Origin of the sequence: Shewanella schlegeliana (assembly GCF_016765635.1) — a bacterium.
Taxonomy (GTDB): domain Bacteria; phylum Pseudomonadota; class Gammaproteobacteria; order Enterobacterales; family Shewanellaceae; genus Shewanella; species Shewanella schlegeliana.
Map to the genome: position 1 here is coordinate 110,180 of NZ_JAESVD010000012.1, position 25,175 is coordinate 135,354.

A 25,175-nucleotide genomic window follows, 5' to 3' on the forward strand; every position below is an offset into this window, starting at 1 on the left:
GGGTAAATGATGACTATGAACAAAAGAGTAGGCTTTGTCTTCAGACAAGAAAACTGTGTCGGCTGTGGTGCCTGTACTGTGGCTTGCCAAATTCACAATGAACTACCAGAAAACCACAGATTCCGTAAGGTTGACCGCTACGAAGTTAAGCGTGATGACGGCGCCATTGATGTGTGGCTATCGCATTCTTGCATGCATTGTGAAAACCCAGCCTGCCTGATGGTTTGCCCTGCAAAGGCTTACCACGTAAGAGATGACGGCATTGTAGTGTTAGATCGCGAGAAGTGCACTGGCTGCGGCTTATGTGCCAGCGCTTGTCCTTACTCTGCAGTCAGTATTCGTGAGGACGATGGCAAGGCTGATAAGTGCAACATGTGCGTCGAGTTACTCGATCGCGGTATGCAGCCTGCGTGTGTCCACGGTTGCCCTGTGGAGTGTATCCAAGTTGGCAACATTGACGAAGTGCTGAAGAAGCCATCTGCTAGCAAAGAAGGCATTGGTTACGGCGACTGCATCACGAAACCTAATCTGGTGATTATTAAGGAACGCGCATAATGACAAGCCAATATGGTCCGATGGCAACGGCTTACTTTGCCTTTAAATCGATGATCTTCTTTCCATCACAAGCTGAGGCACTTAATGGATTAATCGCTTACCTAGAATCGAGCAATCCACAAAGTCCACTACTCACTGAGGCGAAGTTGTTTGTCGAAGATCCATCCGAGTTGGAGTTTGACTTCAATCGCATGTGTATCGGTCCATATAAGCTGTTGGTTGCCCCCTATGAGGGCATATACCGCAGCGGAACCCATGTCATAAACACAGATGAAACTGTCGAGGTTGCCGACTTCTATCAACAGATAGGTTTAGTCATCGACGACAAATTCAATGAACCCGCCGATTTTATCGGTAACGAGTTGGAGTTTCTTTACTGTGTGCACGCCCTTGCAAGTGAGCAGAGACAAGCAAATAACCTAGAAGCTGCTAATGAACTCGACGCCATGGCGGATGAGTTTGTTAATAAGCACCTTGGAGTGTGGATTAATCCTTTCTGTGAAGGCATTAAGCTGCACGCTAAGCAGGCTTTCTGGCGAGAATTTGCTAATGAACTGCAACTTTTTATCACCAAGCAACTGCATGAATAGGCTGCCTGTTAAAACAGTCTATTACACATCAGGATCAGGCTTTATTTATGACGTACCTAAACGCCAGATAAAGCCAAAAGAGGCGGCCTTAAGCCGCCAAAGGAGTTACCTATGAACAGAGCAATAAAATGGCTTAGTTTTATTGTGATCAGCCTGCTTGTCTCTACTGCAGCTATGGCAGCAGATGAGGCAAACTTACAGCCACAGCAGTGGCAACCGATTAAAATCGAAGCCATTGCTGGCGATATCCCAGAATTACGCGGTATGCCAACGGATCCCCAGCTACTGTTACCTGAGTCCGTTCCAGAAGATGCCAACGAAGTGATATTAGGTTATTTAGTCGCAACCGATACTATCGCGTTGTTGGTCTACGCCAGCCTATTTGCGGTTATTAGCTTATTTATCATTTTCATCGTAATCAATGGTATTTCACGTCTAGATGACGGTTATTCAGGCAAGCTAATTAAGCGCTGGTCCGGTTTGAGCATCAGTGTGCACTGGCTAGGAGCCATCGCCTGTATCTTTTTAATTCTAACCGGTTTAGTACTATCGGGTGGGCGTTTATATCTCGAACCAAGCATGAATCAATCTGGCTGGGCATCACTTATAGGGCTCTCTAGCGGATTGCATGAGCTGATGGCGTTCCCATTCATCTTAGGCTACGTGTTGATGATCTTGATGTGGGCACCGAAGCAAATTCCAGCAAGCTACGATCTTAAGTGGTTTGCCGTACTCGGCGGTTACCTCAACACAGGTAAGAAACATCATCCAGATGCGGGCTTTGCCAACGCAGGTGAAAAGCTGTGGTTCTGGGTATTTGCCCTGTTTGGCGGCTTAATGGTGATATCAGGCCTCACCATGATGTTCCCTGAGACCTTCGTTGTTACCAAAAACACCGCCAATACCATGCTGCTGGTGCATATCGTCTCGACCATCATCATCACGGCGTTCTCGGTTGTGCATATCTTTATGGCGACTGTGATGTCTGAAGGCGGCATGTCTAACATGACCTCTGGCTACTGCGATGAAAACTGGGCTAAACAGCACCACAACCTATGGTTCAAAGAGCTGAAGTAACTCAGCCCAACTAAATGCACCATCACCCACCAGCACTGCTGCTGGTGGGTTCTTATACCAATAATATTTATTCGCTTTGCACCAACTCTAGCCTTTTAGAGAGGGCGACTTGTTGCAGCCGAAATATAGGGAAATATATAGATGAAAACATTGAAAGCACTTCTGGCCGTTGCCGTTAGCCTATGCTGTATAAACGCTTATGCCGACGATTCTGCCACAACAGCCGAACTTGAAGCCCGTATCGCCAAACTCGAAAACAACGCTGCAGCATCACAATTTAAAAATAGCCAAGTCAGTCTCTACGGCTCACTTCGCCCAAGCTTAAGCTACCTCGACGACAATCAAGATAAAACTTGGGATGTGCGTGATGCGCTCTCTCGTGTCGGTATTAAAGCCAGCACCGAATTTGCCGATGGCTGGAGCGCTATCGCCCAAGGCGAATGGAGCGTCGATATCGCTAACTCTGGCAACTTCGGTAAGGCACGCCAAGCTTATGCCGCTATCGCCTCGCCCTACGGCCAAGTGGGTATCGGTAAACAGCGCCCAGCGCAGTACACCTTGGTGGCTGAATATGTAGATATCTTTGATCATGGCAATAGCCCTTTTGCTTACGATCATGAAAGCCCATTTTTCGTCGATAACTTTGTGACTTACCAACTGGTCACTGGCGATTTTACCTGGATGGCAGGAGCACAATTTAATGGTGACAGTGGTGAAGATGCTACCGATATGGTTAACGTCGGTGTGGGATACGATCTAAACCAGCTACATATTGGTCTAGGTTATGTCAGCCAAAATACTGTCGATAACCAGCATATAGAAGGCGATGACAATACCCTTGGTGGTGTAGTGGCTTATACCTTTAGCAATGATCTATATCTAGCCGTGAGTTATCAAGATAAGCAATACAACTATGATGCTGGCAGCATGAATAAAGACCGTAGCGGCAGCACCTTAGATACCGCACTGGCCTACCCTATCTTTGACGACTACAAGGTCAAACTCGGTTACTTTCAGTTTAAAGATGGTATCGACAATAACACTTCTGCCGACTATGACGGTTTTAACACTACGTTTGAGTGGAACCCTGTCGATAATGTGCGCGTACATTTAGAGTATCTCGATAAGAACTTCGATAATCGTGATGACGACCGCTCGGTCACTATCGGCTTTAGATACGACTTTAACCTCACTTGGCAAAGCTAAGCTAACGTACAAGTAAGCGTTACAGCTTTGTCATAAGAGTTTTGTCGTAAAAGCTTAGTCATAAAAGTTTAGCCACAAACCATAACACTCCCTTCTAAGGGGCCGACCCCGGCCTCTTTTATTCGCGTTACAGCGTGGAGAGAAACAATTGCTAGGATTTAGAAAATCGCTAATCGCGTCAATGGTGACTCTAGTCGCCCTTTGCCTTTTGATCTCAAACTACTTGTCCTATATCGAGATCAAGCAAAGCACCATTGCCTACACTAATGAGAAACTCAGCGCCTTGGTCAATAATGAATCCAGCAAGATTGAAAGCTGGTTTACAGAAAAAGCTTCTGCTATCGACGCACTCGCTAATCATTACCGGATCGGTAGTTACCGTAATAACTATGTTAATGCTGCACGGATCTCTACCGATGTCGGTGGCGTTGCTCGTATCTATTTCGGCTTTGATGACGGCAGTGCCTACTCAACAGAGAGCAGTAACAAGTGGATAAACGGCAAGGCAATAGCGGAGAAATACGATCCACGTACTCGTCCCTGGTATCAACAAGGAAAATCCACTAACAACCTCGATATCACCGATATCTATGTCGATGATGGTACCGGCCACGATGTGATCTCGATTCTAAAGAACCTGGGTGACGGCGTGGTACTGGGAGATATTGAGCTGACCTATCTCAGCGACATCGTAAAGTCGGTCGACTATCCTGGTGCAGTCGCATTGATCACAGATCAAACCGGAAAAGTGTTAGCCTCGGAGTCTAAAACCTTAGTCGCTGGCAGCCATTTTTCAGATTTCGGACTCGGGGCTGTCGAGCGCAAGCTGCTAGCTAATGATGAAACGAGGCAGGAGTACAGCTTAGATGGCCTAGATAAACTGGCTTTCTCAAAAGCCATCCACTTGGTTAACGGCAAGAAATGGTACTTGTTTGTCGGCCTAGATAAATCTATTGCTTATGCCGCGGTCAATAGTGCCCTCTACAACGCCATTATCTCCTCTAGCATCATACTGGCAATCACCATCTGTATTTTACTTGGGGTGCTCTTCGTACTCTATCAACCTATTCTGTCACTCAAAGAGATGGTCACCGAACTATCCAAGGGCAATGGCGATCTAACTCGACGTCTTGAAGCCAAGAATGATGACGATCTAGGTCAGATCTCAAAAGGCATCAACCGCTTTATCGAGAACCTGCAGAAGATGATGCTAGAGGTGTTGCAATCATCGACCCATATCGCCAGCAGCGTTGAGCGTCTACGGTCTGAAACTGAGGCTAATACCACCATTTTAGCGGCGCATACCACAGAAACAGAGCAGATCGTCACGGCCGTCGAAGAGATGAGCGCCACCGCCAACGACGTTGCCAGAAATGGCGCAGAAACCGCTTCTTTTACCCAGATGACCAATCAACAGACCGTCGAGTCTAAAACGGTTGTAGCCCGAGCAACCAGTACCGTGGCTCAGCTGGTCCAAGAGGTCGAAAATACGTCCACCAATATTGCCCAAATTGATAAAGACACAATCAATATTACTCAAGTACTTAAAGTAATTGGTGAAATTGCCGATCAAACCAATCTATTAGCGCTTAACGCGGCTATTGAAGCCGCCCGAGCCGGTGAGCAGGGGCGTGGGTTTGCAGTGGTGGCCGACGAAGTTCGCGCCTTAGCCGCCCGAACTCAGTCCAGCACCGCAGAGATAGAAGTTACCCTTAATAAACTCAGGGCAGCCTCTAATGCAGCAATGCTCTCTATGGATGAGACGAAAAACACCTGCATTAAAACCGCCGACACCACAGAGAGGGTGGCCAGCGATCTCGACGCGATCGGTGCCTCCGTCAATCAAATCAATGATCTCAATACTCAAATAGCGACTGCAGCCGAAGAGCAAAGCTCAGTATCCAGCGAGATCACCCGCAATATGTCGGCCATCAGCGAAATGGCTAACGAATTGGCGATAAACGGTGAAAGCACCTGCCGAGAAACCGTCAATCTCGCCACGGCGAACCACCAGCTTGAATTGATCGTGAATCAATTTAAGCTTAATTAATCTCCCTAAGCCACAGTCTATCTCCCTTTTCGCTATCGAGCAGAAAAGGCAGATAGACAGCGCCGAATCAGTACCAATCGAGTATAATCAGCAAATCATCACCTTATCTTTAATATAAGCACCACCGCGTTATGAGTAAGTACACAGCTCCCACCTTTTCAATTGCATTGCTTCACCCTAAATACTGGGGCGTGCTAGTGATAGTAAGCATCAGTTACCTATGTAGTTTATTGCCCTACTCTATCCAAATCCGCATGGGTAAGACTCTAGGACGTATTGCGATCGGCTTCATGAAGAAGCGTCGCAGCACCATCGAGCGTAACTTAGAGCTTTGTTTCCCAGAGATGGATGATGCCGAGCGCGAACTGCTAGTTAAGCAGAACATTGAAAATACTGGACTTGCACTGTTCGAAACCGGGATGGCCTGGTTTTGGTCTGAGGCTCGCGTAGCAAGACATATGAAAGTTGAAGGCTTGGAGCATATCGAGAGGTTAAAAGCAGAGGGGCGCGGCGCTCTGTTAGTGGCGGTGCATTCGCTTAACCTTGAACTTGGCGGTCGAGCCTTTGGACTCTATAACTCCGGGATGGGCGTCTATCGCCCTAACAACAACCCTTGTTTCGACTACTTTCAATTAAAGGGGCGCTCCCGTGGTGGACACACATTGATCCATCGTAAGAACGTCAAGTTTATGCTGGAAGCACTCAATGATGGCGCGTTTATGTGGTACGCCCCCGATCATGACTATGGTCGCCGTCGCTCAACTTTTGCGCCGCTATTTGCGGTAGAAAATGCCTGCACTACGACAGGTACCAGTATCTTAGTCGAAGGATCTGACTGCGCGATTGTGCCTATTGTGATGGTGCGTAACGATGATAACGGCCACTACACCTTAACCATCAAAGAGCCATTAATTGACCAGTTTCCTAAGGGCGATGAAAACGCGGGTGCTCGCTTTATTAATAAGATTGTTGAAGCCTCGATTATGGACGCTCCAAGCCAATATATGTGGCTACATAGACGCTTTAAGAATCGCCCCGATGGTGAAAGCTCTTTATATTAACCAGTGAAGCCTCTTTACATTAACCGATGAGGTCTCTCTGTATTAACTTGTGAGGCTAATCAAACCAAGCGGCTGACTTTTCGGCGGCTTGGTTTTTTACGTTATCATCGACATACATAGTCACCATGGCCAGCGCGGCGGCTAATGCTCCAAGATCGTCAGTATAGCCGAGTATAGGTGTTAGATCTGGAACGGCATCAATCGGCGCAATAAAGTAAGCCAAAGCCCCAAAGATCACTGTCTTGGCCCATTTAGGCGTGTCTGGACGCTGAGCCGCATAATAGAGGCACAAGGCGTTATCTATCACTTCACGACCGGCTTTCTTGGCAAACAGTTTTACCTTCTGCCAAAAGCTCTCATCGCTATATTCGGTAGTGCCATTCGTTTCTTGAGTCATGATTCCTGCCCAATAAAAAGGGAATATTTAATACCAATCAGTATAAAGATTTGGTCGCTCAGCGAGAGTTTAGCGGTTCTGAGGCAAGGCAACGAGTGAAGAGCATAGTTGTTCTACGGTTAAGCTCGTTAACAAAGCGTCAGAGTCGCTAAAACTCGCCATTCTGGAGCGTTTTTGGCTGCCTACTTCAGCGTTGAACAGCTTTACAAGGGAATAGCCATTCTTACAGCTATTCGCCTTGAATTAGTTTGCCAAAAACCGCTCTGAGTAGATCAACTTCTTATACTGAGTGGTATTAATACCAATCAGTATAAAGATATTCCCTTATTTTAGTTTATTTAGCTACAGCAACCTCATCGCTAGTGCTTTGCAGCTCTACCTTTGATGTTTAGGCGTAGTGCCCCAAGCATTTTTCTTTGGGGGACGCTTACCTGTTGGCTTAGCACCCGTTTTCGTACCATGGGTAGCTCTGTTTTGACCTGACTTGCCTTGACCCGCTTTATTCTGGCCAGCTCCACCCGCTTTATTGCCACCAGTCTTATTTTGACCTGATTTGTTCTGACCCGACTTACTCTGGCCTGATTTGCGCTCGTCAAACTGATCCCCAGAGAAGCGAGTAAACGCCTTCTTGCCTTTGCTATCATCTTTGCCGCTCGTCTTCTTAGCTCTGTTCGCCTCACGCTCTTGACGTGTCTCTACAGGGACTAAGCAATTTGGGCCATTACCAATCAGCTTCTCCTTACCCATCGCAATCAAGGCTTCGCGGATCAATGGCCAGCCAGCTGGGTCATGATAACGCAGTAACGCCTTATGTAGCTTACGCTGGCGGCCCTTCTTCGGTACTGAGACCTGTTCACTATTATGCTTCACGTTTTTAAGCGAGTTCAGCTCAGTGTGATAAATCGTTGTTGCGTTTGCCATAGGTGACGGATAGAAGTTTTGCACCTGATCTAGCTTAAACTTCTCACTCTTGAGCCATAAGGCCAGATTCACCATATCTTCATTAGTGGTACCTGGATGCGCCGAGATAAAGTAAGGGATCAGATACTGCTTCTTACCCGCCTCTAATGAGTACTTATCGAAAAGCGCTTTAAACTTATCGTAAGTGCCCATTCCCGGCTTCATCATCTTGCTCAGCGGCCCCTCTTCGGTATGCTCTGGAGCAATCTTCAGGTAACCACCCACATGATGAGTCGCCAGTTCTTTTACGTAGCGTGGATCTTCGGTGGCTAAGTCATAACGAACACCGGAGGCGATTAATACCTTCTTAATGCCTGGAATATCACGGGCGGCGCGATACAGGTCGATTGTCGCCTGATGGTCGGTATCTAAGTGACCACAGATCGATGGGTAGATACAAGATAGACGACGGCAGGTACTCTCGGCCTTAACGCTAGTACAACCCAAGTGATACATGTTTGCCGTTGGGCCGCCAAGATCCGAGATAACCCCGGTAAAGCCCGGTACCTTATCTTGAATATCTTTGATCTCTTTAACGATAGAGTCTTGTGAACGGCTCTGGATTATCCGCCCCTCATGTTCGGTGATCGAACAAAATGAGCAACCACCAAAACAACCACGCATGATATTGATCGAGGTCTTAATCATATCGTAGGCCGGGATCTTCTCCTTGCCATAGGAGGGATGCGGCACACGCTGGTATGCCAGATCGAATACGCCGTCCATCTCATCGGTATTCAGTGGCCAAGCAGGTGGATTGACCCAAACCGCGCGTTCGGCGTGCTTTTGAAATAGCGCTCGCGCACAACCCGGGTTTTGCTCTTGATGCAAAATACGCGAGGCGTGGGCATACAGGTATTTGTCCTCTAAAACCTTTTCATAGCTTGGCAACATGACATAGGTCTTCTCCCAAGGCTTAGGTCTTGGAGGCTGGACGCTGATCGCCTTAGGCGCATCATTGTCGAAGATCTTCTTATCCGTCGGCCCTGATAGGTTTTTACAACCCACATCATCGGCTCCATACGGATTAGGAATAGGGTCAATCTTATGTAACTGATCCAGCTTGCGTGAATCCACGCCCTTCCATTCAGGTAGAGGCTCGTTACGAATAACCGCTGTGCCGCGAATATCGTGCAGCTGTGATATCGGCTCGCCAGCCGCTAAACGGTGAGAAAACTCCACCAAAGGACGCTCGGCGTTACCGTAGATTAAGATATCGGCTTTAGCGTCTAAAACTACACTGCGGCGGACTTTATCGGACCAATAATCGTAGTGGGCGATACGGCGCAGGCTTGCTTCGATACCACCAATGACTACAGGCACTTGCTTAAACGCTTCTTTACAGCGTTGAGTGTAGACTGTTACTGCACGATCGGGACGCTTACCGCCAATATTCCCCGCAGTATAGGCATCATCATGACGCATACGACGCTCGGCCGTATAGCGGTTGATCATCGAGTCCATGTTACCCGCAGTCACACCAAAATAGAGGTTAGGCTTACCTAACTTCATAAAGTCTTCTTTGTTAGACCAATCTGGCTGGGAAATAATCCCCACTCTAAAGCCTTGAGCTTCGAGCATACGGCCAATTACAGCCATACCAAAACTTGGATGATCCACGTAGGCATCGCCCGTTACGATGATGATATCGCAACTATCCCAACCTAACTTTGCCATCTCTTTGCGAGACATTGGCAAAAATGGCGCAGGCTTTTTCAGCTCTGAGCGATACTTTGGAAAGGTAAATAAGGTGGATTCTACTTGCATGGATTAGGCAGCCTAACTGAAATACAAAAAATTACGCAGGTTTCGCGCCCCAAGTTACTCTCACAATGGGGACACGGAGTATAACAGGCAACGCCTGCTAGGTGTGACTAAAAAAGCATCAAATTAAGGCTTTTTTTAGTATAGCGACCTATCCCCTAACTTGGCTGTGGGTATTATGCCACTGGGATTTAGCGGTTAAAGGTGAGCCACAAAAGCGAATAAGTTAATTGCCACCAGCCCAATAATCACCGCCCACGTCATTAACACGCCCCAAAATCGAGCAAAGTGGTAACCACCTCTCCCTAGAGTCAAACCAATGGCATGCATTAATCTCGACACAAGCCACACAGTACCAAATAGGTGCAAGACTGATGCCTTGGTACCATTAGCCTCGGCGAGCACCAGCAGCAATAAGGTGATAGGGGCATTTTCTAAGAAATTAGCATGTACTCTCTGTGCCAGCAGCAAGGCATCATTACCCGCACTGCCTATACCGATTTTATGTAAACGTCTTAGCTTTATCACCCTATAAGCCAATACCACCATGATTAATGCACTAAGGCTGACATACAGCCCAGATATTAAAAGCGACATTTGCCTCCCTATTCTATAGACACAAAACCACAGCATTACAATTACAGAACATTATGTAAATAAATGGCAACTTTTTTAGCTCAAATAGGTTAAGATGCGCTCGTCAAAATATGGCAACTGAACTTCTGCGCCGAACAACCGATAAAAATAATAATAAGCAGTTGTTTAATCTAGTAAATCATCCTGAAGTCACCTATAGCGAAGTAAGATAGTGGATAATCAAGAGTTTTTAGAAAAGCGCCGTTTCATCATCAGGCTTGGTAAGGCACTGCATAAATTTGGCACGCCAGCCTACCGCCTAGAAGCCCACCTGCAAGGTGTCTCCAATGTACTTGGCATTGAAGGGTACTTCTTGATCTCGCCTACGGCGATGACCTTTGTGCTGCAACACGATGAAGACCAAGAGTATAATCATGTCGCCCGCGTAAAACCCGGCGAGCTAGATCTTGGCTCACTGGCCCGTACCGATGAGCTGGTCGAAGAACTGATGTCGGGTCAGCGAACCTTAAGCGAGGCACTTGAGCGTCTTGAAGAGATCTCTAATAAACCGAACCCTTACGGCACCAAACTGACGCTACTGGCCTTTGGGATCTCGGCTGGCGCCTTCGCTATGTTGATGGGCACCAGCTGGAATGATGTATTTTGGTCCGCCATGTTAGGTTTGATGGTTTACGGATTAGTTTTTAGTGCCGAGCGCTCAAAATCGATGGCAGAGATGTTAGAGCCCCTTGCCGCAATCCTCTGTGCGATTGCGGCCTTTGCTATTGCATGCATCGATCCCTCGGTGAATATTCCCGTCGTGATCCTGTCAGGTATTATTATCTTTATTCCGGGCCTCGCCCTCACTTTAGGACTCGCAGAGCTTGCAGCCCGCGATCTTATCTCTGGCACCGCGAGGGTCATGGATGCCTTCATGCTACTATTTAAGCTCTATTTTGGGGTGATCTTAGGCATGGCCATCGGTAAAGCACTATTTGGTGAAACCACTTATATTCCCCCTGAAGCACTACCTCAATGGGCAGTGTTTATCTCCGTACCTATTCTATCCACAGCCTTAGTCATCATCTTCAAGGCTCGTATGAAAGACTCCCCCTGGGGCATATTGGCGGGAACCGTGGCCTTCTTCTCTGCGATGTTAGGCGGACTCTATTTTGGCGAGTCTCTCGGGATCTTCTTCGGTGCCTTAGCGGTAGGGATTTACTCAAACCTCTTTGCTCGCTGGATGAAAGCCCCCGCCTCTATCGCGCTACTACAAGGTATCGTCATCTTGGTGCCGGGCAGTAAAACCTATATCGGCCTGAACACCTTAATTCTCGGCGAAACCATTTTTAATCAGTCACACCTTGGTATACAGATTTTCTTAATCTTTATGTCAATTATTGCAGGCTTAATTTTTGCTAACGTTGCCGTTCCACCAAGGCGTACCTTGTAGGAATTAGCGGGTCTTAACGATAAAAAAGAGCGCTGAATTGCGCTCTTTTTTTTGCAACTGCATCAATCTCTATCAAACTAAATCAGCCCCTTATTACTTGACTAATCTACACTTAGCATCTGTTATTAGTTATGCCAGCTTTCGATTCTAGCCAAGGAGGACTTCAATCTATGGGAAGGGTGTGCAGCCTAGCATTAGCGATCTTTTTTAGCATCCAATCGGGTGTCGCTTCGGCTGAAAACAAAAGCAAAATAACGGATAACAAACGCCCTGAAGATTATGAACAGAAAAAGCAAACCAAGAATATTGTTATCAAGAGTAACGATATCTTCGATCTATCCGACCCTGAAACCTTCTTTATTCACCGCTGGGCCAATTACCTGCATATCAATACACGCGACTTAGTGATCCGCGATAAACTCAGCTTCTCAGAGGGTGATAAGATCAGTCAGAAAGACCTTGATGAAGCGCAGCGTATTTTACGTTCCCAAGCCTACATCCGCGATGCAAGAGTCACATTCTCTCAGCCCGCAGCCGATGCAGATCTTGCCGATGAAGGTGAAAATATACTGGTCGAAACCTGGGACAACTGGTCACTACTTCCCACTTTTAGTGCTAGTCATAGCGGCGGAGAAAGTAAGTTTTCTGTCGGCCTCAAAGAGGATAACTTACTCGGCTACGGTATCCGTACCCGTGTAAAGTACCAATCAAATGAAGAAAGAACTGGCTACCTTTTTGCGGTAGAGACACCAATCAACTTCATCAAACACGCTACCATCGCCGCTAGCTTTTACGACAACAGTGATGGTCAGGCTAAGTATGTTTATTTCGAGAAACCTTTCTACAACCTAGACGGCAAGTATATGTATTCCGCCGAGTACTTAGACGATTTCCGTATCGATACCCTCAAACAAAACGGTCAAGATATTAATGAGTTTGAGCATGCTGTGACCTATAATAATGCCCGTTTCGGTTGGCTAATAGAGCGTGACAGTAAACAGCTCTCTCGAGTTATCACCGGGCTCACCCAAGACCGTCACGAATTTGCTCATATCGATAGCTACCCGAGTTCAGAGCTCCCACAGGATAGAGATTTTCTTTACCCTTGGATTGCCTATCAATATCTGCAGGATGACTTTGAGGTGCTAAACAATGTGCACCTGATTAATAATAACGAGGACTTTAACTTAGGTTGGCAGCACTACTTTAAGTTAGGTATCGAAACTCGGGATCTCAATAACAGCTCGCCTATAGGCTATCACTTAGACTGGCAATCGAGTCGCGGCTATCAAGGGGATGACCAACTGATTCTATTAGCAATGGATGCTAAAGGCGTGTTTGCCACCAGCCAAAATGATTTCTATCAAGTTAATCTTGCTGCAGAGTATTTCTACCATATCACTCCCAAATGGACCGCCTATTCAAAGCTCAGACTCAGCACCTCTCAAAATAACTACTTGGACAAGCCCTTCGCCTTAGGTGATGAAACGGGAATTCGAGGCTACCCAAATGACTATCAGTATGGCGATCACCAATGGGCTTTTACCGCCGAACTTCGTAACTACCCTAATATCAATCTGTATCAGCTAGCAGAACTCGGCTGGGCGATCTTTACCGACGTGGGTCATGCATTTGGCGGCTCCGATGAAAACAATGCCGTGTCTTCACCTATTGGTAGCCTCGGCATTGGTGCTCGAATTTATTCATCGAAATCGAGCTATGGTAATGTCGCCCATATCGATTTAAGTGTGCCTTATACCAGTGGGCCGGAAGTTAACAGCTGGGAGTGGCGTTTTCAGGTGAAAAGTCACTTCTAAATTAAACTCTTACACAGATAAGCTGCGCTTGTATATAACGGATCCTAAACTGTGGGAAATAGAGAAAAAAGAGCCCCAAACAAATTCGAGGCTATCTCTCTAACACCACAAGCCCTTAATGCTATTTGTCATCATCAAAAGCTTCGATTTTGGCCTTAATTTCATTTTTCTGCTGTTGATCTTTTAGCTTATAGATCCGCTTGATTTGTGCCTTCATCATAGGGTCATCAAGTGTCGAGACCGAATCGAACCCAGCCTCTACTTTGCCTAGAGTCGATGTCACCAATAAACCTTGGGCAAAGTTAAGCCCGCTTAAGCCGCCACTTAAGATCAGCAGATAGCTCTGTCTAGGTCGAGAGTCCACGATAATCGAATACCTATCTACACTCTCCCAGCCATCCATACGAAAGTTATCTATCGAATTGACCTGCTCTAAATCAGGAAAGGTATACATTGCCGCGTGCTCTTTGCTCGCTTCACTCGAAGCGCAACCCGCTAAAAGCACAATAAAAAATAAAGCTACTAATTTTAGTAAACGCATAAATTCATCTCCTTACAATTCTTCTTCACTGTAGCACCAATTAATGAATGCGCAAAAAATACCCAAACGAATTCAGAGTAAAACCATTAATCAAATCATAGGAGGGAAATGCTGTTCGTGAGCTAATGAGCGTGGCCTTGGGAGAAGTTAATCATCATCACGCCGACTGCCACTAGTGCCATCCCCATCCAAGCCGTCATATCTAAATGCTGACGGTAAAACAGCGCCGACAACAGGGTTACTGTTACAATAGCCAATCCAGCCCAAAGCGCATGCACCACACCAACTGGCATGCCTTTCATCGCTTGGCCTAAAAAGATAAATGCCGTCAGGTGCCCTAATAGAACCATTGCAGCAGGCAGGGGTTTACTAAAGCCATCGGTCGCCTTTAGTGCCACATGCGATAAGGCTTCAGCCACCACACCCAATAAAAGAAAAATCCAGCTCATGCTAACGTCCTACGTCTATTTATAAGGCTGATGCCAATTGTTATTCAATGCCTTTATTATATTCCGTTGAAATTGAATGATAATTAGCAAAAATTACAAATATCTTTTACCCGGTGGTAATAATATTCTGAGGGCTAACAAAAAGCCGCCAAATTGGCGGCTTTTTAATAAAACTTTTGTGAGTCATCGGACTAAGCAATCTAACAAATGCCTTCACTCACTTGAAAAACTGCTTATCAGTTACTTGCCCAAGTACTCAGCGTGAAAACGTAGATGGTTTTCGATAAAGCTCGAGATAAAGTAATAGCTATGATCGAAGCCTTCTTGCATATTTAGCGTGAGTGGATAGCCACTTAACTTAGCTGCAGCCTCTAACACTTCTGGCTTTAACTGCTCAATAAGGAAGTCATCGGCTTCGCCCTGATCCACGAGTGCTGGTACAAACTCAGTCGCTTTACGCATCAACAGGCTGGCATCGTATTCAGCCCAGGTTGTAGTATCACGGCCTAGATAAGCGGTGAACGCCTTTTTACCCCAAGGACAATTAACTGGGTTAGTAATAGGGCTAAACGCCGACACCGACTGATATGCCTGTGGGTTACGCATCGCAATTACCAGTGCACCATGCCCTCCCATAGAATGGCCTGCAATGGAGCGCTTATCACTGACAGGGAACATAGATTCAATCAGCTGTGGCAATTCATTAACCACATAGTCATACATTCTATAATGACGATTCCAAGGGGCTTGGGTGGCATTAACATAAAAACCTGCGCCCTTACCAAGATCGTAGCCAGCATCATCGGCAACATCGTCGCCTCGAGGGCTAGTATCTGGCGCCACAATCGCGATACCAAGCTCTGCAGCCATGCGCTGTGCACCAGCTTTTTGCATGAAGTTTTCGTCGGTGCAGGTTAAACCTGATAGCCAATAAAGCACCGGAACCTTTTCACCATTTGACGCTTGAGGCGGTAAGTAAATGGCAAACCGCATGGCGCAGTTAAGTGTCTTAGATTGATGGCTATATTGTTTATGCCAGCCACCAAAGCTCTTATTTACACTGATATTTTCAACGGTCATTTAATACCGACTCCTATAATTTTTTCTCAATCTTGAAAGATTAATCTTTAAAGCCAAATTTTTAAAAGTAAGTCTTTAAACTAATTAGTCAAAACTAGTACTTCAAAATTAGGCCTTTAAAAACAACAAGCGCCCGAGAGCGCTTGTTGTCTTGAATAGCTATTTACTTGTCGAAGTGAATAACAGTACGGATACTCTTACCTTCGTGCATTAAATCGAATGCTTCGTTCACTTGCTCAAGGCTCATAGTGTGAGTAATAAAATCGCTCAACTTGAACTCACCAGCAAGGTAACGCTCAACATATTCAGGTAGCTCAGAGCGGCCTTTAACACCACCAAACGCACTACCTTTCCATACACGACCAGTTACTAGTTGGAATGGACGAGTTGAGATCTCTTGGCCTGCACCAGCAACACCAATAACGACTGACTCACCCCAACCTTTATGGCAGCACTCAAGTGCGCTACGCATTACATGTACGTTACCGATACACTCGAATGAGTAATCAACACCGCCATCAGTTAGCTCAACAATCACATCTTGGATTGGCTTGTCGTAATCTTTAGGGTTGATGCAATCAGTTGCGCCCAGTTTACGCGCTAGGTCAAACTTGCTCTCATTGATGTCGATAGCGATGATGCGTGATGCTTTCGCCATTGCCGCGCCAATAACCGCTGACAGACCAATACCGCCCATACCGAAGATAGCAACTGTTGCGCCTTCTTCAACTTTAGCTGTGTTCATTACCGCGCCCATACCCGTTGTAACACCACAACCTAGTAGACAGACTTCTTCAAGCGGCGCTTCAGGGTTAACCTTAGCGAGCGAGATCTCAGGTAATACTGTGTACTCAGAGAAAGTCGATGTCCCCATGTAATGGAAGATAGGCTGACCATCTTTAGAGAAACGTGTGGTGCCATCTGGCATCAAACCTTTACCTTGAGTTTCACGGATCTTCTGACAAAGGTTAGTCTTGCCAGACTTACAGAATTTACATTCGCCACACTCAGGAGTGTAAAGTGGGATCACGTGGTCACCAACTTGAACGCTAGTTACGCCTTCACCGATAGACTCAACGATACCGCCACCTTCATGGCCAAGAATACAAGGGAAGATACCTTCTGGATCGTCACCTGAAAGCGTAAAAGCGTCGGTGTGGCATACGCCTGTCGCAATCATCTTAACGCGCACTTCGCCTTTTTGTGGTGGCATGACATCTACGATTTCCATAGATAGTGGTTCACCAACTGCCCAAGCAACTGCGGCTTTTGATTTGATTGTTTGTGCTGTCATCTTGTATTCCTACTTTTAATAAACTTTAAAATACGGTGCTTCACCGCAGTGGGTATGGCAAAGATTATAACTACCTGTTCAACATTGATAATCCCATCAATTGGTAATTTACCTTTACCATACGGTAATAATCTTTTAGAAAACGATCCCATTTACTACAGAAGCCTTCTTAGTGTTCAAACTAGGCTCTAGCCAAACTCCAATAGCGACTTAACTTCCGTTTTTTAGCTAAAAATTTAGCGTAATTGGCTATCTTTACTGCCTCGACGATTAAACAGGTGCTGCTTCGCCTGGCTGCTATCAATTTCATTTTGGCAATGAATACAGAGTCGAACACCTGGAACGGCAATACGTCTCGCCTCGGGGATCTCCTCATCACACTCTTCACAATACTGTAAGCTAACGCCAGCAACCAGTCGGCTTCTCGCCGCGGCAACTGCGTCCTCGACACTGCTGTCGATTTGATCTTGTACAGCACCATCTCTTGACCATCCACCTGCCATGTTAGTACCTCTCTATGACAATTAGCGGTTGCCGAGCATGTAACGATTTAGCAGCTCTCTCATCTATAGTTGAAGATCAAGATTACGTCTAACAATCTGTATTTCGTCCCTTCAACTCTCAATGAATACTTAGATATAAGCAGCCCTAGATGTAAGCACCCTTATCACTCGGCGTTAAGTTAAATAACTCAGACTTTAAACCTCATTACTCTGCGTCATTTCGATAACAAACATTATAGTTGTTTCACTAAGTTTGATAATCCATCAAACACTCAAAACACCTTTGCACAACAGTAATAATAACTAGACTTCCACCCAGTGCCGCAATCGTTATTCCCCTATGTTATCGACGTAAAAAAAGCGCCGAAGCGCTTTTTAGTATTGCCAGTAATAAGTGCAATATGAGCCTATATAGACTCAAAAATCAGCATTACTTGTTTGCAGCAACGTGCGTTGCAATCGCATCCATTAATGCTGGTGATAAACAGTCATAAGGTGGTAAGCCTAAATCCTTAAGCGTGTTACGCACATCTGCCATTGCCTCTGGTGCAGTACCCGATTCAATAATTGATGAAACAAAGGCGGCGAACTCTGGCGCAGACCATCCTTGCTGCTTAGAAAGTTCGGTATGAACAAAGTCTAAACCATAGAAAGGATGACCCGTGTTTTCGATACGGCCATACATATGTGTGCCGCACTCTTTACATGCATGACGTTGGATCGCAGCACTCTCATCAATAATGTGTAGCTTGTCGGCGTTAGCGGTTACGCTCACTTTATCTTTTGCGACTACGGCGATCTGAGCAAATAGCGCACCTTCAGGCTTCCAACATTTGCTACAACCACATACGTGATTGTGCGCTGTTTGCGCTGCAATGGTGACTTCAACCGGGTTATTAACACATTGGCACTGTAATGAGCCGCCAGCAAAATTCTCTGCCGTCGCAGGAAAACCATTATCTACTTGTGGATGAATTAAAATTTTAATAGTAAATACTCCTAAAAGGGGTCAAGGCTCAAATATCAAACACAGAAGTATTTAAGCCTTAGCCAGATGTTTTGTACCGATTGGTATTACATCGCTTGATTGAAAATATTGATGATCTCTTCGGTGCTAGCTTTTCTTGGGTTCGTTAAAGAACAGGCATCGTTTAGGGCATTGATTGCCATAAACTCAAGTTTGTCCTGCTTAACACCAAGGTCGCTAAGCTTCTGCGCCGTACCAACAGAATGAGATAATGCTTCGATGGCGACAATGCCAGCTTCTGCAGCTTCGATAGCATCCATACCCGTAGTATCAACGCCCATCGCTTTGGCGATGTCGGCGAATCTCTCGGTCGTTAATGTTGCATTGAAGCGAGATACATGTGGTAGCAAGATGGCGTTACATAGACCATGAACTAAGTCATAAACCCCACCGAGCTGATGGGCCATTGAGTGCACATAACCTAATGACGCATTCGAGAACGCCATACCCGCCAGATATTCACCGTATTGCATTGCATCACGGGCCTCTCTATTTTCACCGTTATCGACAGCGGCTTTTAAGTTGCTTGAAATTAGCTCAATTGCCTTGATCGCAGAAGCATCGGTGATTGGGGTTGCCGCAGTCGAAACATAAGCTTCGATGGCATGGGTCAGTGCATCCATACCCGTCGCAGCCGTTAAGAACTTAGGCATAGCGACCATCAACTCTGAATCATTCACCGCAATAATTGGTGTTAGGTTCTTATCAACCACAGGATATTTAGTCTCATCTTTTTCATTGGTCACAATGGCAAAGATGGTCATTTCAGAAGCGGTACCTGCAGTCGTATTTACCGTCACGAGAGGCAACTGTGGCTTAGTCGATAGATGAACGCCCTTTGAGTAGTCACGAATATGACCACCGTTAGCAGCAACTAACGCAATTCCTTTGGCGCAATCGTGAGAAGAACCACCGCCGAATGAAATAACTAAATCACAATCTTCGGCATTGAGGAGTTCAAGACCCTGCTCGATATTGTTTTCAGTTGGGTTAGGCTTAACACCATCGAAAATGGCGAAGTCGATGTTATGTGCCGTTAACTCTTCGGTAAGACGGTCAACCAACTTAATATCGATTAGCGCCTTATCGGTAACGATCAATGCCTTGTTAAAGTTTCTAGCATTCAACTCAGAACCAAGTTGCTTAATTGCATCTGGGCCCATCATTGACATTGGAGGCATATAAAATGTTGTGCTCATTTGTGTTTCCTTTACTAAATATAAATTGATTAAAAACAGAAACTGATCAGCCTCGGATTAAGATAAATACTTGCTGAAGAGAGGCTGGGTGACCCTGATGTCACTCGATGGATGCAATTATATTCCCCACATTGATTTTGATAATCCAAGCTTTTTACAAATGACTTTTTCTGTTTAGTAATAATTGAAATAGAGTAAGTAACCGCTATAGGTGTCAATATTGGCAAATACTGAATTTTTAGATAATGAAATTAAAAATTGCTTTTACCTCGGTTATGTTAATAATTAATGGATATTTTCCAGTGATAATTTCTAGAGAGTAACAATGTTTAATTGGGAAGGAGTGAGTGAGTTCGTCGCCGTAGCCGAGGCCGAAAGCTTTACTAAGGCATCACAGCGGTTAGGGATCTCCACCGCACAGGTCAGCAGACAGATCAGCGCCTTAGAGACTCGACTCGCATCTAAGCTGTTTCATCGCACCACTCGAAAAGTGTCTGTGACCGAAGTGGGTCGCATCTACTATCAGCACTGCCGACAGGTGCTCGATGGTTTAGAAGAAGCCGAACGTGCCATCACTAACTTACAAACAACTCCCAGAGGGCTGTTAAAAATCACTGCACCTGTGACCTATGGTGAAAAAACCATTGCACCACTGATTAACGATTTTGCGGCGCTCTATCCAGAGCTTGAAGTTAAACTCAACCTGAGTAATCAAAAGCTGGACTTAATCGATGAAGGTTATGACTTAGCAATTCGATTGGGGCACTTAGAAGACTCGAGTATGATGGCCAAAAAACTCAGCAGCCGAACCCAGTATGTTTGCGCCTCCCCCAGCTACATCTCAACCTTTGGTATTCCACATTCGTTGTCTGAGCTTGATCAACACAACTGCCTAATCGGCACCATGGATTATTGGCGTTTTCAAGAAAATGGCAAAACTAGAAATGTACGCGTGAGGGGCACATTAAGCTGTAACAGTGGTCATGCCCTAGTCGACGCTGCAATAAAAGGCATAGGTATCGTACAACTGCCCGATTACTATGTAGAGCCCTTTATCGAAGATGGTCAGCTGGTTACATTGCTGGAGCAAAACCGCCAACCTGAAGAGGGAATTTGGGCACTCTACCCACAAAATCGTCACCTATCGCCTAAGGTGCGCATGCTGCTCGAACACTTAACCACATCCCTAAAGCAGGCCTAACATAGCGATTCTGTTGACCCATAGCTTAAGCTATGGGTCAAAAGCAAATATCAAACAAACTGAAAACTTATTTAAATTCAATAAAATAACACCTTAAACCCCATTAATTATTACCTATAGGTAAAAGTAATTTACCTTTTAAGTCAATTGTTCCAAATACGATGATAACTATAATGAGCGCCATCTAAAGCCCAGCACTCGGTCATACCTTGCGTATCCCCATTGTGTCCTAAGGCGATTGTCAAATTATGTCTGCATCTGTCGATGCGCTGAGGAATTATTATGTCTCGTATTGTTATTGTTGGTGGCGGCGCAGCCGGACTTGAAATTGCAAGTCTTCTAGGTCGCAGTGTGAATAGCCAAGATGAAGTGATTTTAGTTGAGGGGGAAACTCACCACTATTGGAAACCTCGCTTCCATGAGATCGCTGCCGGTACCTTCGACAGTGATCTCGACAGCCTTTGCTACTTTAGCCACGGCGCTAAAAACGGCTATATGCACTATCAGGCGTGGATGACGGATATTAATCGTGCCACCAAGACGCTTGCGGTGCGTAAACCAAACGGTGAAATGGATACACTGGCTTACGACTACCTAATTATCGCCATTGGCGCCATTAGCAACGACTTTGCAACCCATGGTGCAAAGGAGCACTGCTTGTTCTTAGACACGCCTGAACAAGCCCGCGATAGCTGGCATCAAATCAGTAGCTTGCTACGCTCAGGTCAGAGCCGTACGATCAATATTGTCGGTGCTGGCGCTACTGGTTTAGAACTCGCGGCAGAGCTTGCCAAAGTCAGCGAAGAGTTAAGCCACAACCCTTATGCGGCAAGACTTAATATCAACCTGATTGAAGCGGCTGACAGAGTACTACCAAACGGCCCTGCGAAGATGTCTGAGCAAGCTTTATTAAGACTTGAGAAGTATCAGGTCAATGTGCTGCTCAACACCCGCATCGCCAGTGTTGAAGCGGATCGCATGACCACCAGTGACGGCCAAGTACTCAATGCCGACGTACAGTTTTGGGCCGCGGGCATCAAGGCACCTGACTGGCTGAGAGAGATTGGCGGCCTGCAGAGTAACTCTCTCAACCAACTGGTTGTTGAGCAAACGCTGGTCACGACCTTTGATTCATCTATTTTTGCACTGGGTGATTGCGCCGCGATTCCACAAGCCGATGGTAGTCAGGTGCCACCGAAAGCCCAGGCCGCTAACCGAGCTGCAGTGCACTTAGCTAAGAGTCTAGTAGCCCATTTAAAGGGGAAAGAGCTGAAGCCTTTTGTCTACAACGATGGCGGCATGGTGGTCGCTATTGGCCATAACTTTGCCATCAGCACCATGATGAACGACAGGTTGATCTTGAAGGGCCGCCTAGTACGCCGCCTCTACGATACAATTTTCCGTTTACATCAAAAAACCGTTAGTGGTTATCTAGCCATGTCGCGTTTAATTATCTTCAAGCGACTAAAGTGCCTATTTAAACCAGCTTAATTGCTAAGTAACCCACAACCAAAAACCCGCTTATCTTTCGATAAGCGGGTTTTTCATATTGAGCTCATGACCAACTCATAATCGAGGCATTGATAAGAATGAGTAGTTAGCCCCTTTACTAACTGAGCTAAACGAGACTCAAGTGGCTGCCTAAGGTTCGCTCTAGCTCCGCCTTCACAGTCACCAATTTTACATTTTATTTACATTTACAGTTTACAGAGTTTCAATAATGTTTATATTGTATACAGAATATCTTATCTGTTGAAGCTCAAGCTGATAAAGCTGTTATTCGATTTACCTTTGCATCCCCATGGGAGTAAAAGCAAAAGAATCCATTTAAAATCAAATAATAAGAGTAATTAAAATGAAAAAACACTTTAAAGTTTCACTCTGTGCTGCACTTTTAGCCACTTCATCATTCTCAATGGCAAAGCAACCTGAATTTAGCCAGCATCACTGTAAGGCTGCAGAAACCAATGCCCAGCATTATCGTAACTTCCCTAGTGCGCTACTCGAAGCACAGGAACGTCACGCGAATATCGGCAAGGTTCAACAATCCAGAGCCAAGGCTGGCAGTGATAGCTCTGATACAACTCAGTCCCCCTACGCGCTAGCTAACGAAGTCGCACCTAATTACATCATTCCGGTTGTATTCCATGTGTACGGTACTGTTCATAATGGTGATACCGTCAATGATGCGGTCATTATCGATGCCTTAAATAAAACCAATGCTGATTTCCAAGGAAGAACCGCTGACTTTGCCGACATCGATCCCGAATTCCAATCGATAAAGGACTCCCTAAATATTGAGTTTCGCTTAGCCACTATCGCCCCTAATGGAAACCCGACCTCAGGTATTATCTACTACCCAGAATCTTCTGGTGCAGGAAACTATTCCAGCTCTGATGTTAAGCGCGATCACTGGGACAACTATCGTTATATGAACGTTTACATTCAGAACGATCTCTACGCCGATGGTGTAACAAACAACTCTGGAGTTGCTTGGTATCCAGATACTGGCATGTCTGACGATGGCTTGGCTCGAGTTGCATACAACGGTGCCTACCTTGGCACAAACACCGATGAAAATTTCCGTTCTGTGCTGACCCATGAATTTGGTCACTTCCTCGACTTAATTCACACCTTTGAAGGTGGCTGTAAGCGCGGTGCTGAGCGACGCTGCTCAAGAACCGGAGACAACACATGCGATACTCCACAGCAGAACAGCTGGCAGATGAACCCTGGAGACGGCGGCATTCTAAACTGTATGGGACAGACCATTAATTGGCAGAACTTTATGGCCTACTCAGATCAATATGCCAACTATACTCAACAACAGGTCGATCGTATGATCAATGGCTTAAGCAGCCCATCAAGAGAAAGCCTATGGTCAGCATCTAACTTAGCCGCTACAGGCGTGGCAAACTAATGATACCGTCCGCGAAATAGTGCTTTGCCTAAACAACAACTAAAAAGCCCGCTTATCTTTCGATAAGCGGGCTTTTTTATTCGATACCCTTCCTGATCTCGTCCATTTGACTAACCCCAACAGTGGTGGCAGAGCACGAGAAAACCAATAGTGTAAAACCTCCAAGTGAACTGACCCTAGCTATAGAAGATTAATTAGAACTCTAACCATAGTTTAATGTGCATATTCAGGGAATGAACCATACCGCAAGATTGCCGAGCTGTTAACCACAATGCAACTGTGTTAATTTTGTTCAAAAGCAGTCTTTAATCCGCCCACATCAAGCTCACACGACGGTAACAAGACTGCGGAAAGAAAAAGTCAAAGCACAGCCCTAGTTTGAACTCTAACTACCTGTTGAGAAGGGCACGTGTGCAAAGGAAGCTAACCTCGAGCACGGAGTTCTTATGAAACGTATACTTTTAATTGGTGGCCTACTCCTTAGTGGCGTAACACATCAAGCCCTTGCCGATGCACAATGCGGCAAAGTCACTATCGCCGATATGAATTGGAGTTCAGCTTCATTAATCGCTAACGTTGATCGCTTTATTTTAGAGCATGGCTATGGCTGTGAAGCCGAGTTAACTCCTGGCGATACCATGCCCACCAGCACCTCTATGGTTGAAAAAGGCGAGCCTGATATCGCACCTGAAATCTGGAGTAACAGTGTCAAAGAGCTTATCGAACAAGCGGTCACTGATAAGCGTTTGGTTATTGCGGGCAAATCGTTGTCGGATGGTGGAGAGGAAGGCTTCTGGGTTCCACAATATATGGTCGACAAGGATCCTAGCCTGAAAACCATTCAGGGAGTGATCGCCAATGTAAAAACCTTTGAGCATCCTGAGGATCCTGAGCGCGGTGCCTTCTATGGCTGCCCCGCGGGCTGGGGCTGTCAACTCTCTGCAGAAAACTTGTTTCGAGCACTCAAACTTAGTGATGCTGGGTTTGAGCTTATCGATCCGGGCTCAGGAGCGGGTCTAGCAGGTTCTATTGCCCGAGCTTACGAGCGTCAACAACCTTGGTTTGGCTACTACTGGGCCCCCACGGCAGTATTGGGTAAGTACAAGATGGTCAAAGTAGACTTTGGCAGCGGCGTCGATGCAAAGGAGTTTAGTGACTGTATATCTCAAGCAGAGTGCGCCGACCCTAAAGTCACTATGTACCCAGCCGCCTTGGTACAAACGGTTACTACTGCGGCATTCGCTGAAAAATCAACGTCTGCATTTGAGTATCTTGGCAAACGCGCTTTAACCAATGCGCAGATGAACAGCTTACTTGCTTGGATGGAAGATAATCAGGCTGATGGCACTATCGCTGCCGAGCACTTCCTCATCAACCATCAAGATATTTGGCTTAAATGGGTCCCCGCTGATGTTGCTACAAAAGTGAAATCGGCCATAGCCGATCTATAACAGT

General features: G+C 45.9%; 22 protein-coding genes. 12 read left to right on the top strand and 10 right to left on the bottom strand.

Annotated features, from left to right (window positions below; all coding sequences use genetic code 11):
• Nucleotides 1-9: 9 nt before the first annotated feature.
• The 6 genes from JMA39_RS18105 to lpxL all read left to right on the top strand — a co-directional run bounded on the left by JMA39_RS18105 (nucleotide 10) and on the right by lpxL (nucleotide 6,539).
• Nucleotides 10-555, top strand: a complete 546-nt coding sequence (locus JMA39_RS18105) for a 4Fe-4S dicluster domain-containing protein (protein ID WP_202723281.1) — start codon at nucleotides 10-12, stop codon at nucleotides 553-555.
• Nucleotides 555-1,145, top strand: a complete 591-nt coding sequence (locus tag JMA39_RS18110; protein WP_202723282.1) for a TorD/DmsD family molecular chaperone — start codon at nucleotides 555-557, stop codon at nucleotides 1,143-1,145. Before JMA39_RS18105 ends, JMA39_RS18110 begins: the two co-directional genes overlap by 1 nt.
• 111 nt (nucleotides 1,146-1,256) lie before the next feature.
• Complete coding sequence (locus tag JMA39_RS18115; RefSeq protein WP_202723283.1) at nucleotides 1,257-2,222, top strand: formate dehydrogenase subunit gamma; 966 nt, start codon at nucleotides 1,257-1,259, stop codon at nucleotides 2,220-2,222.
• A 141-nt stretch (nucleotides 2,223-2,363) separates the two neighbouring features.
• Nucleotides 2,364-3,428, top strand: coding sequence for a porin (locus JMA39_RS18120; RefSeq protein ID WP_202723284.1), 1,065 nt, complete (start codon nucleotides 2,364-2,366; stop codon nucleotides 3,426-3,428).
• Between the two features lie 181 nt (nucleotides 3,429-3,609).
• Nucleotides 3,610-5,478, top strand: coding sequence for a methyl-accepting chemotaxis protein (locus JMA39_RS18125; protein ID WP_237732910.1), 1,869 nt, complete (start codon nucleotides 3,610-3,612; stop codon nucleotides 5,476-5,478).
• Between the two features lie 131 nt (nucleotides 5,479-5,609).
• The gene (lpxL, locus tag JMA39_RS18130; RefSeq protein ID WP_202723286.1) at nucleotides 5,610-6,539 is read left to right on the top strand and encodes an LpxL/LpxP family Kdo(2)-lipid IV(A) lauroyl/palmitoleoyl acyltransferase; all 930 of its coding nucleotides are present in this window, start codon (nucleotides 5,610-5,612) and stop codon (nucleotides 6,537-6,539) included.
• A gap of 55 nt (nucleotides 6,540-6,594) precedes the next feature.
• Here the strand turns inward: lpxL and JMA39_RS18135 are convergent, their stop codons facing one another.
• The 3 genes from JMA39_RS18135 to JMA39_RS18145 all read right to left on the bottom strand — a co-directional run bounded on the left by JMA39_RS18135 (nucleotide 6,595) and on the right by JMA39_RS18145 (nucleotide 10,257).
• The gene (locus tag JMA39_RS18135) at nucleotides 6,595-6,936 is read right to left on the bottom strand and encodes a YkvA family protein (RefSeq protein WP_202723287.1); all 342 of its coding nucleotides are present in this window, start codon (nucleotides 6,934-6,936) and stop codon (nucleotides 6,595-6,597) included.
• 375 nt (nucleotides 6,937-7,311) lie between these two features.
• Nucleotides 7,312-9,663 carry a YgiQ family radical SAM protein gene (locus tag JMA39_RS18140; RefSeq protein WP_202723288.1) on the bottom strand — a complete coding sequence of 784 codons (2,352 nt, stop codon included), beginning with the start codon at nucleotides 9,661-9,663 and terminating at the stop codon, nucleotides 7,312-7,314.
• Nucleotides 9,664-9,858: 195 nt separating this feature from the next.
• A complete protein-coding gene (locus JMA39_RS18145) occupies nucleotides 9,859-10,257 on the bottom strand; it encodes an MAPEG family protein (RefSeq protein ID WP_202723289.1) in 399 nt (132 codons plus the stop codon).
• 211 nt (nucleotides 10,258-10,468) lie between these two features.
• On the opposite strand from JMA39_RS18145, the gene JMA39_RS18150 reads away from it, so the two are divergent.
• Together JMA39_RS18150 and JMA39_RS18155 are read left to right on the top strand one after the other, a co-directional pair.
• On the top strand, nucleotides 10,469-11,689 hold the full coding sequence (locus JMA39_RS18150; protein WP_202723290.1) for a threonine/serine exporter family protein: 1,221 nt from the start codon (nucleotides 10,469-10,471) through the stop codon (nucleotides 11,687-11,689).
• A gap of 170 nt (nucleotides 11,690-11,859) precedes the next feature.
• Nucleotides 11,860-13,506: a ShlB/FhaC/HecB family hemolysin secretion/activation protein gene (locus JMA39_RS18155; RefSeq protein WP_202723291.1), complete on the top strand. Its 1,647-nt coding sequence runs from the start codon at nucleotides 11,860-11,862 to the stop codon at nucleotides 13,504-13,506.
• Between the two features lie 121 nt (nucleotides 13,507-13,627).
• Here the strand turns inward: JMA39_RS18155 and JMA39_RS18160 are convergent, their stop codons facing one another.
• The 7 genes from JMA39_RS18160 to JMA39_RS18190 all read right to left on the bottom strand — a co-directional run bounded on the left by JMA39_RS18160 (nucleotide 13,628) and on the right by JMA39_RS18190 (nucleotide 19,599).
• Nucleotides 13,628-14,047, bottom strand: coding sequence for a DUF6491 family protein (locus tag JMA39_RS18160; protein WP_202723292.1), 420 nt, complete (start codon nucleotides 14,045-14,047; stop codon nucleotides 13,628-13,630).
• A gap of 122 nt (nucleotides 14,048-14,169) precedes the next feature.
• A complete protein-coding gene (locus JMA39_RS18165; RefSeq protein WP_202723293.1) occupies nucleotides 14,170-14,496 on the bottom strand; it encodes a DMT family transporter in 327 nt (108 codons plus the stop codon).
• 240 nt (nucleotides 14,497-14,736) lie between these two features.
• Complete coding sequence (fghA, locus tag JMA39_RS18170; RefSeq protein WP_202723294.1) at nucleotides 14,737-15,576, bottom strand: S-formylglutathione hydrolase; 840 nt, start codon at nucleotides 15,574-15,576, stop codon at nucleotides 14,737-14,739.
• Nucleotides 15,577-15,739: 163 nt separating this feature from the next.
• Nucleotides 15,740-16,870: an S-(hydroxymethyl)glutathione dehydrogenase/class III alcohol dehydrogenase gene (locus JMA39_RS18175; RefSeq protein WP_237732906.1), complete on the bottom strand. Its 1,131-nt coding sequence runs from the start codon at nucleotides 16,868-16,870 to the stop codon at nucleotides 15,740-15,742.
• Between the two features lie 236 nt (nucleotides 16,871-17,106).
• Nucleotides 17,107-17,373: a DksA/TraR family C4-type zinc finger protein gene (locus JMA39_RS18180; protein ID WP_202723295.1), complete on the bottom strand. Its 267-nt coding sequence runs from the start codon at nucleotides 17,371-17,373 to the stop codon at nucleotides 17,107-17,109.
• A gap of 430 nt (nucleotides 17,374-17,803) precedes the next feature.
• Nucleotides 17,804-18,361 carry an S-(hydroxymethyl)glutathione synthase gene (gfa, locus tag JMA39_RS18185; RefSeq protein WP_202723341.1) on the bottom strand — a complete coding sequence of 186 codons (558 nt, stop codon included), beginning with the start codon at nucleotides 18,359-18,361 and terminating at the stop codon, nucleotides 17,804-17,806.
• 86 nt (nucleotides 18,362-18,447) lie between these two features.
• Nucleotides 18,448-19,599: an iron-containing alcohol dehydrogenase gene (locus JMA39_RS18190; protein ID WP_202723296.1), complete on the bottom strand. Its 1,152-nt coding sequence runs from the start codon at nucleotides 19,597-19,599 to the stop codon at nucleotides 18,448-18,450.
• A 325-nt stretch (nucleotides 19,600-19,924) separates the two neighbouring features.
• Here JMA39_RS18190 and JMA39_RS18195 point away from each other — a divergent pair, with 325 nt between their 5' ends.
• The 4 genes from JMA39_RS18195 to JMA39_RS18210 all read left to right on the top strand — a co-directional run bounded on the left by JMA39_RS18195 (nucleotide 19,925) and on the right by JMA39_RS18210 (nucleotide 25,171).
• Nucleotides 19,925-20,800, top strand: coding sequence for a LysR substrate-binding domain-containing protein (locus JMA39_RS18195; protein WP_202723297.1), 876 nt, complete (start codon nucleotides 19,925-19,927; stop codon nucleotides 20,798-20,800).
• A gap of 282 nt (nucleotides 20,801-21,082) precedes the next feature.
• A complete protein-coding gene (locus tag JMA39_RS18200; RefSeq protein ID WP_202723298.1) occupies nucleotides 21,083-22,291 on the top strand; it encodes an NAD(P)/FAD-dependent oxidoreductase in 1,209 nt (402 codons plus the stop codon).
• A 364-nt stretch (nucleotides 22,292-22,655) separates the two neighbouring features.
• Nucleotides 22,656-23,720, top strand: coding sequence for a M43 family zinc metalloprotease (locus JMA39_RS18205; RefSeq protein ID WP_202723299.1), 1,065 nt, complete (start codon nucleotides 22,656-22,658; stop codon nucleotides 23,718-23,720).
• Nucleotides 23,721-24,166: 446 nt separating this feature from the next.
• Nucleotides 24,167-25,171, top strand: a complete 1,005-nt coding sequence (locus tag JMA39_RS18210) for an ABC transporter substrate-binding protein (RefSeq protein WP_202723300.1) — start codon at nucleotides 24,167-24,169, stop codon at nucleotides 25,169-25,171.
• Nucleotides 25,172-25,175: the final 4 nt, after the last annotated feature.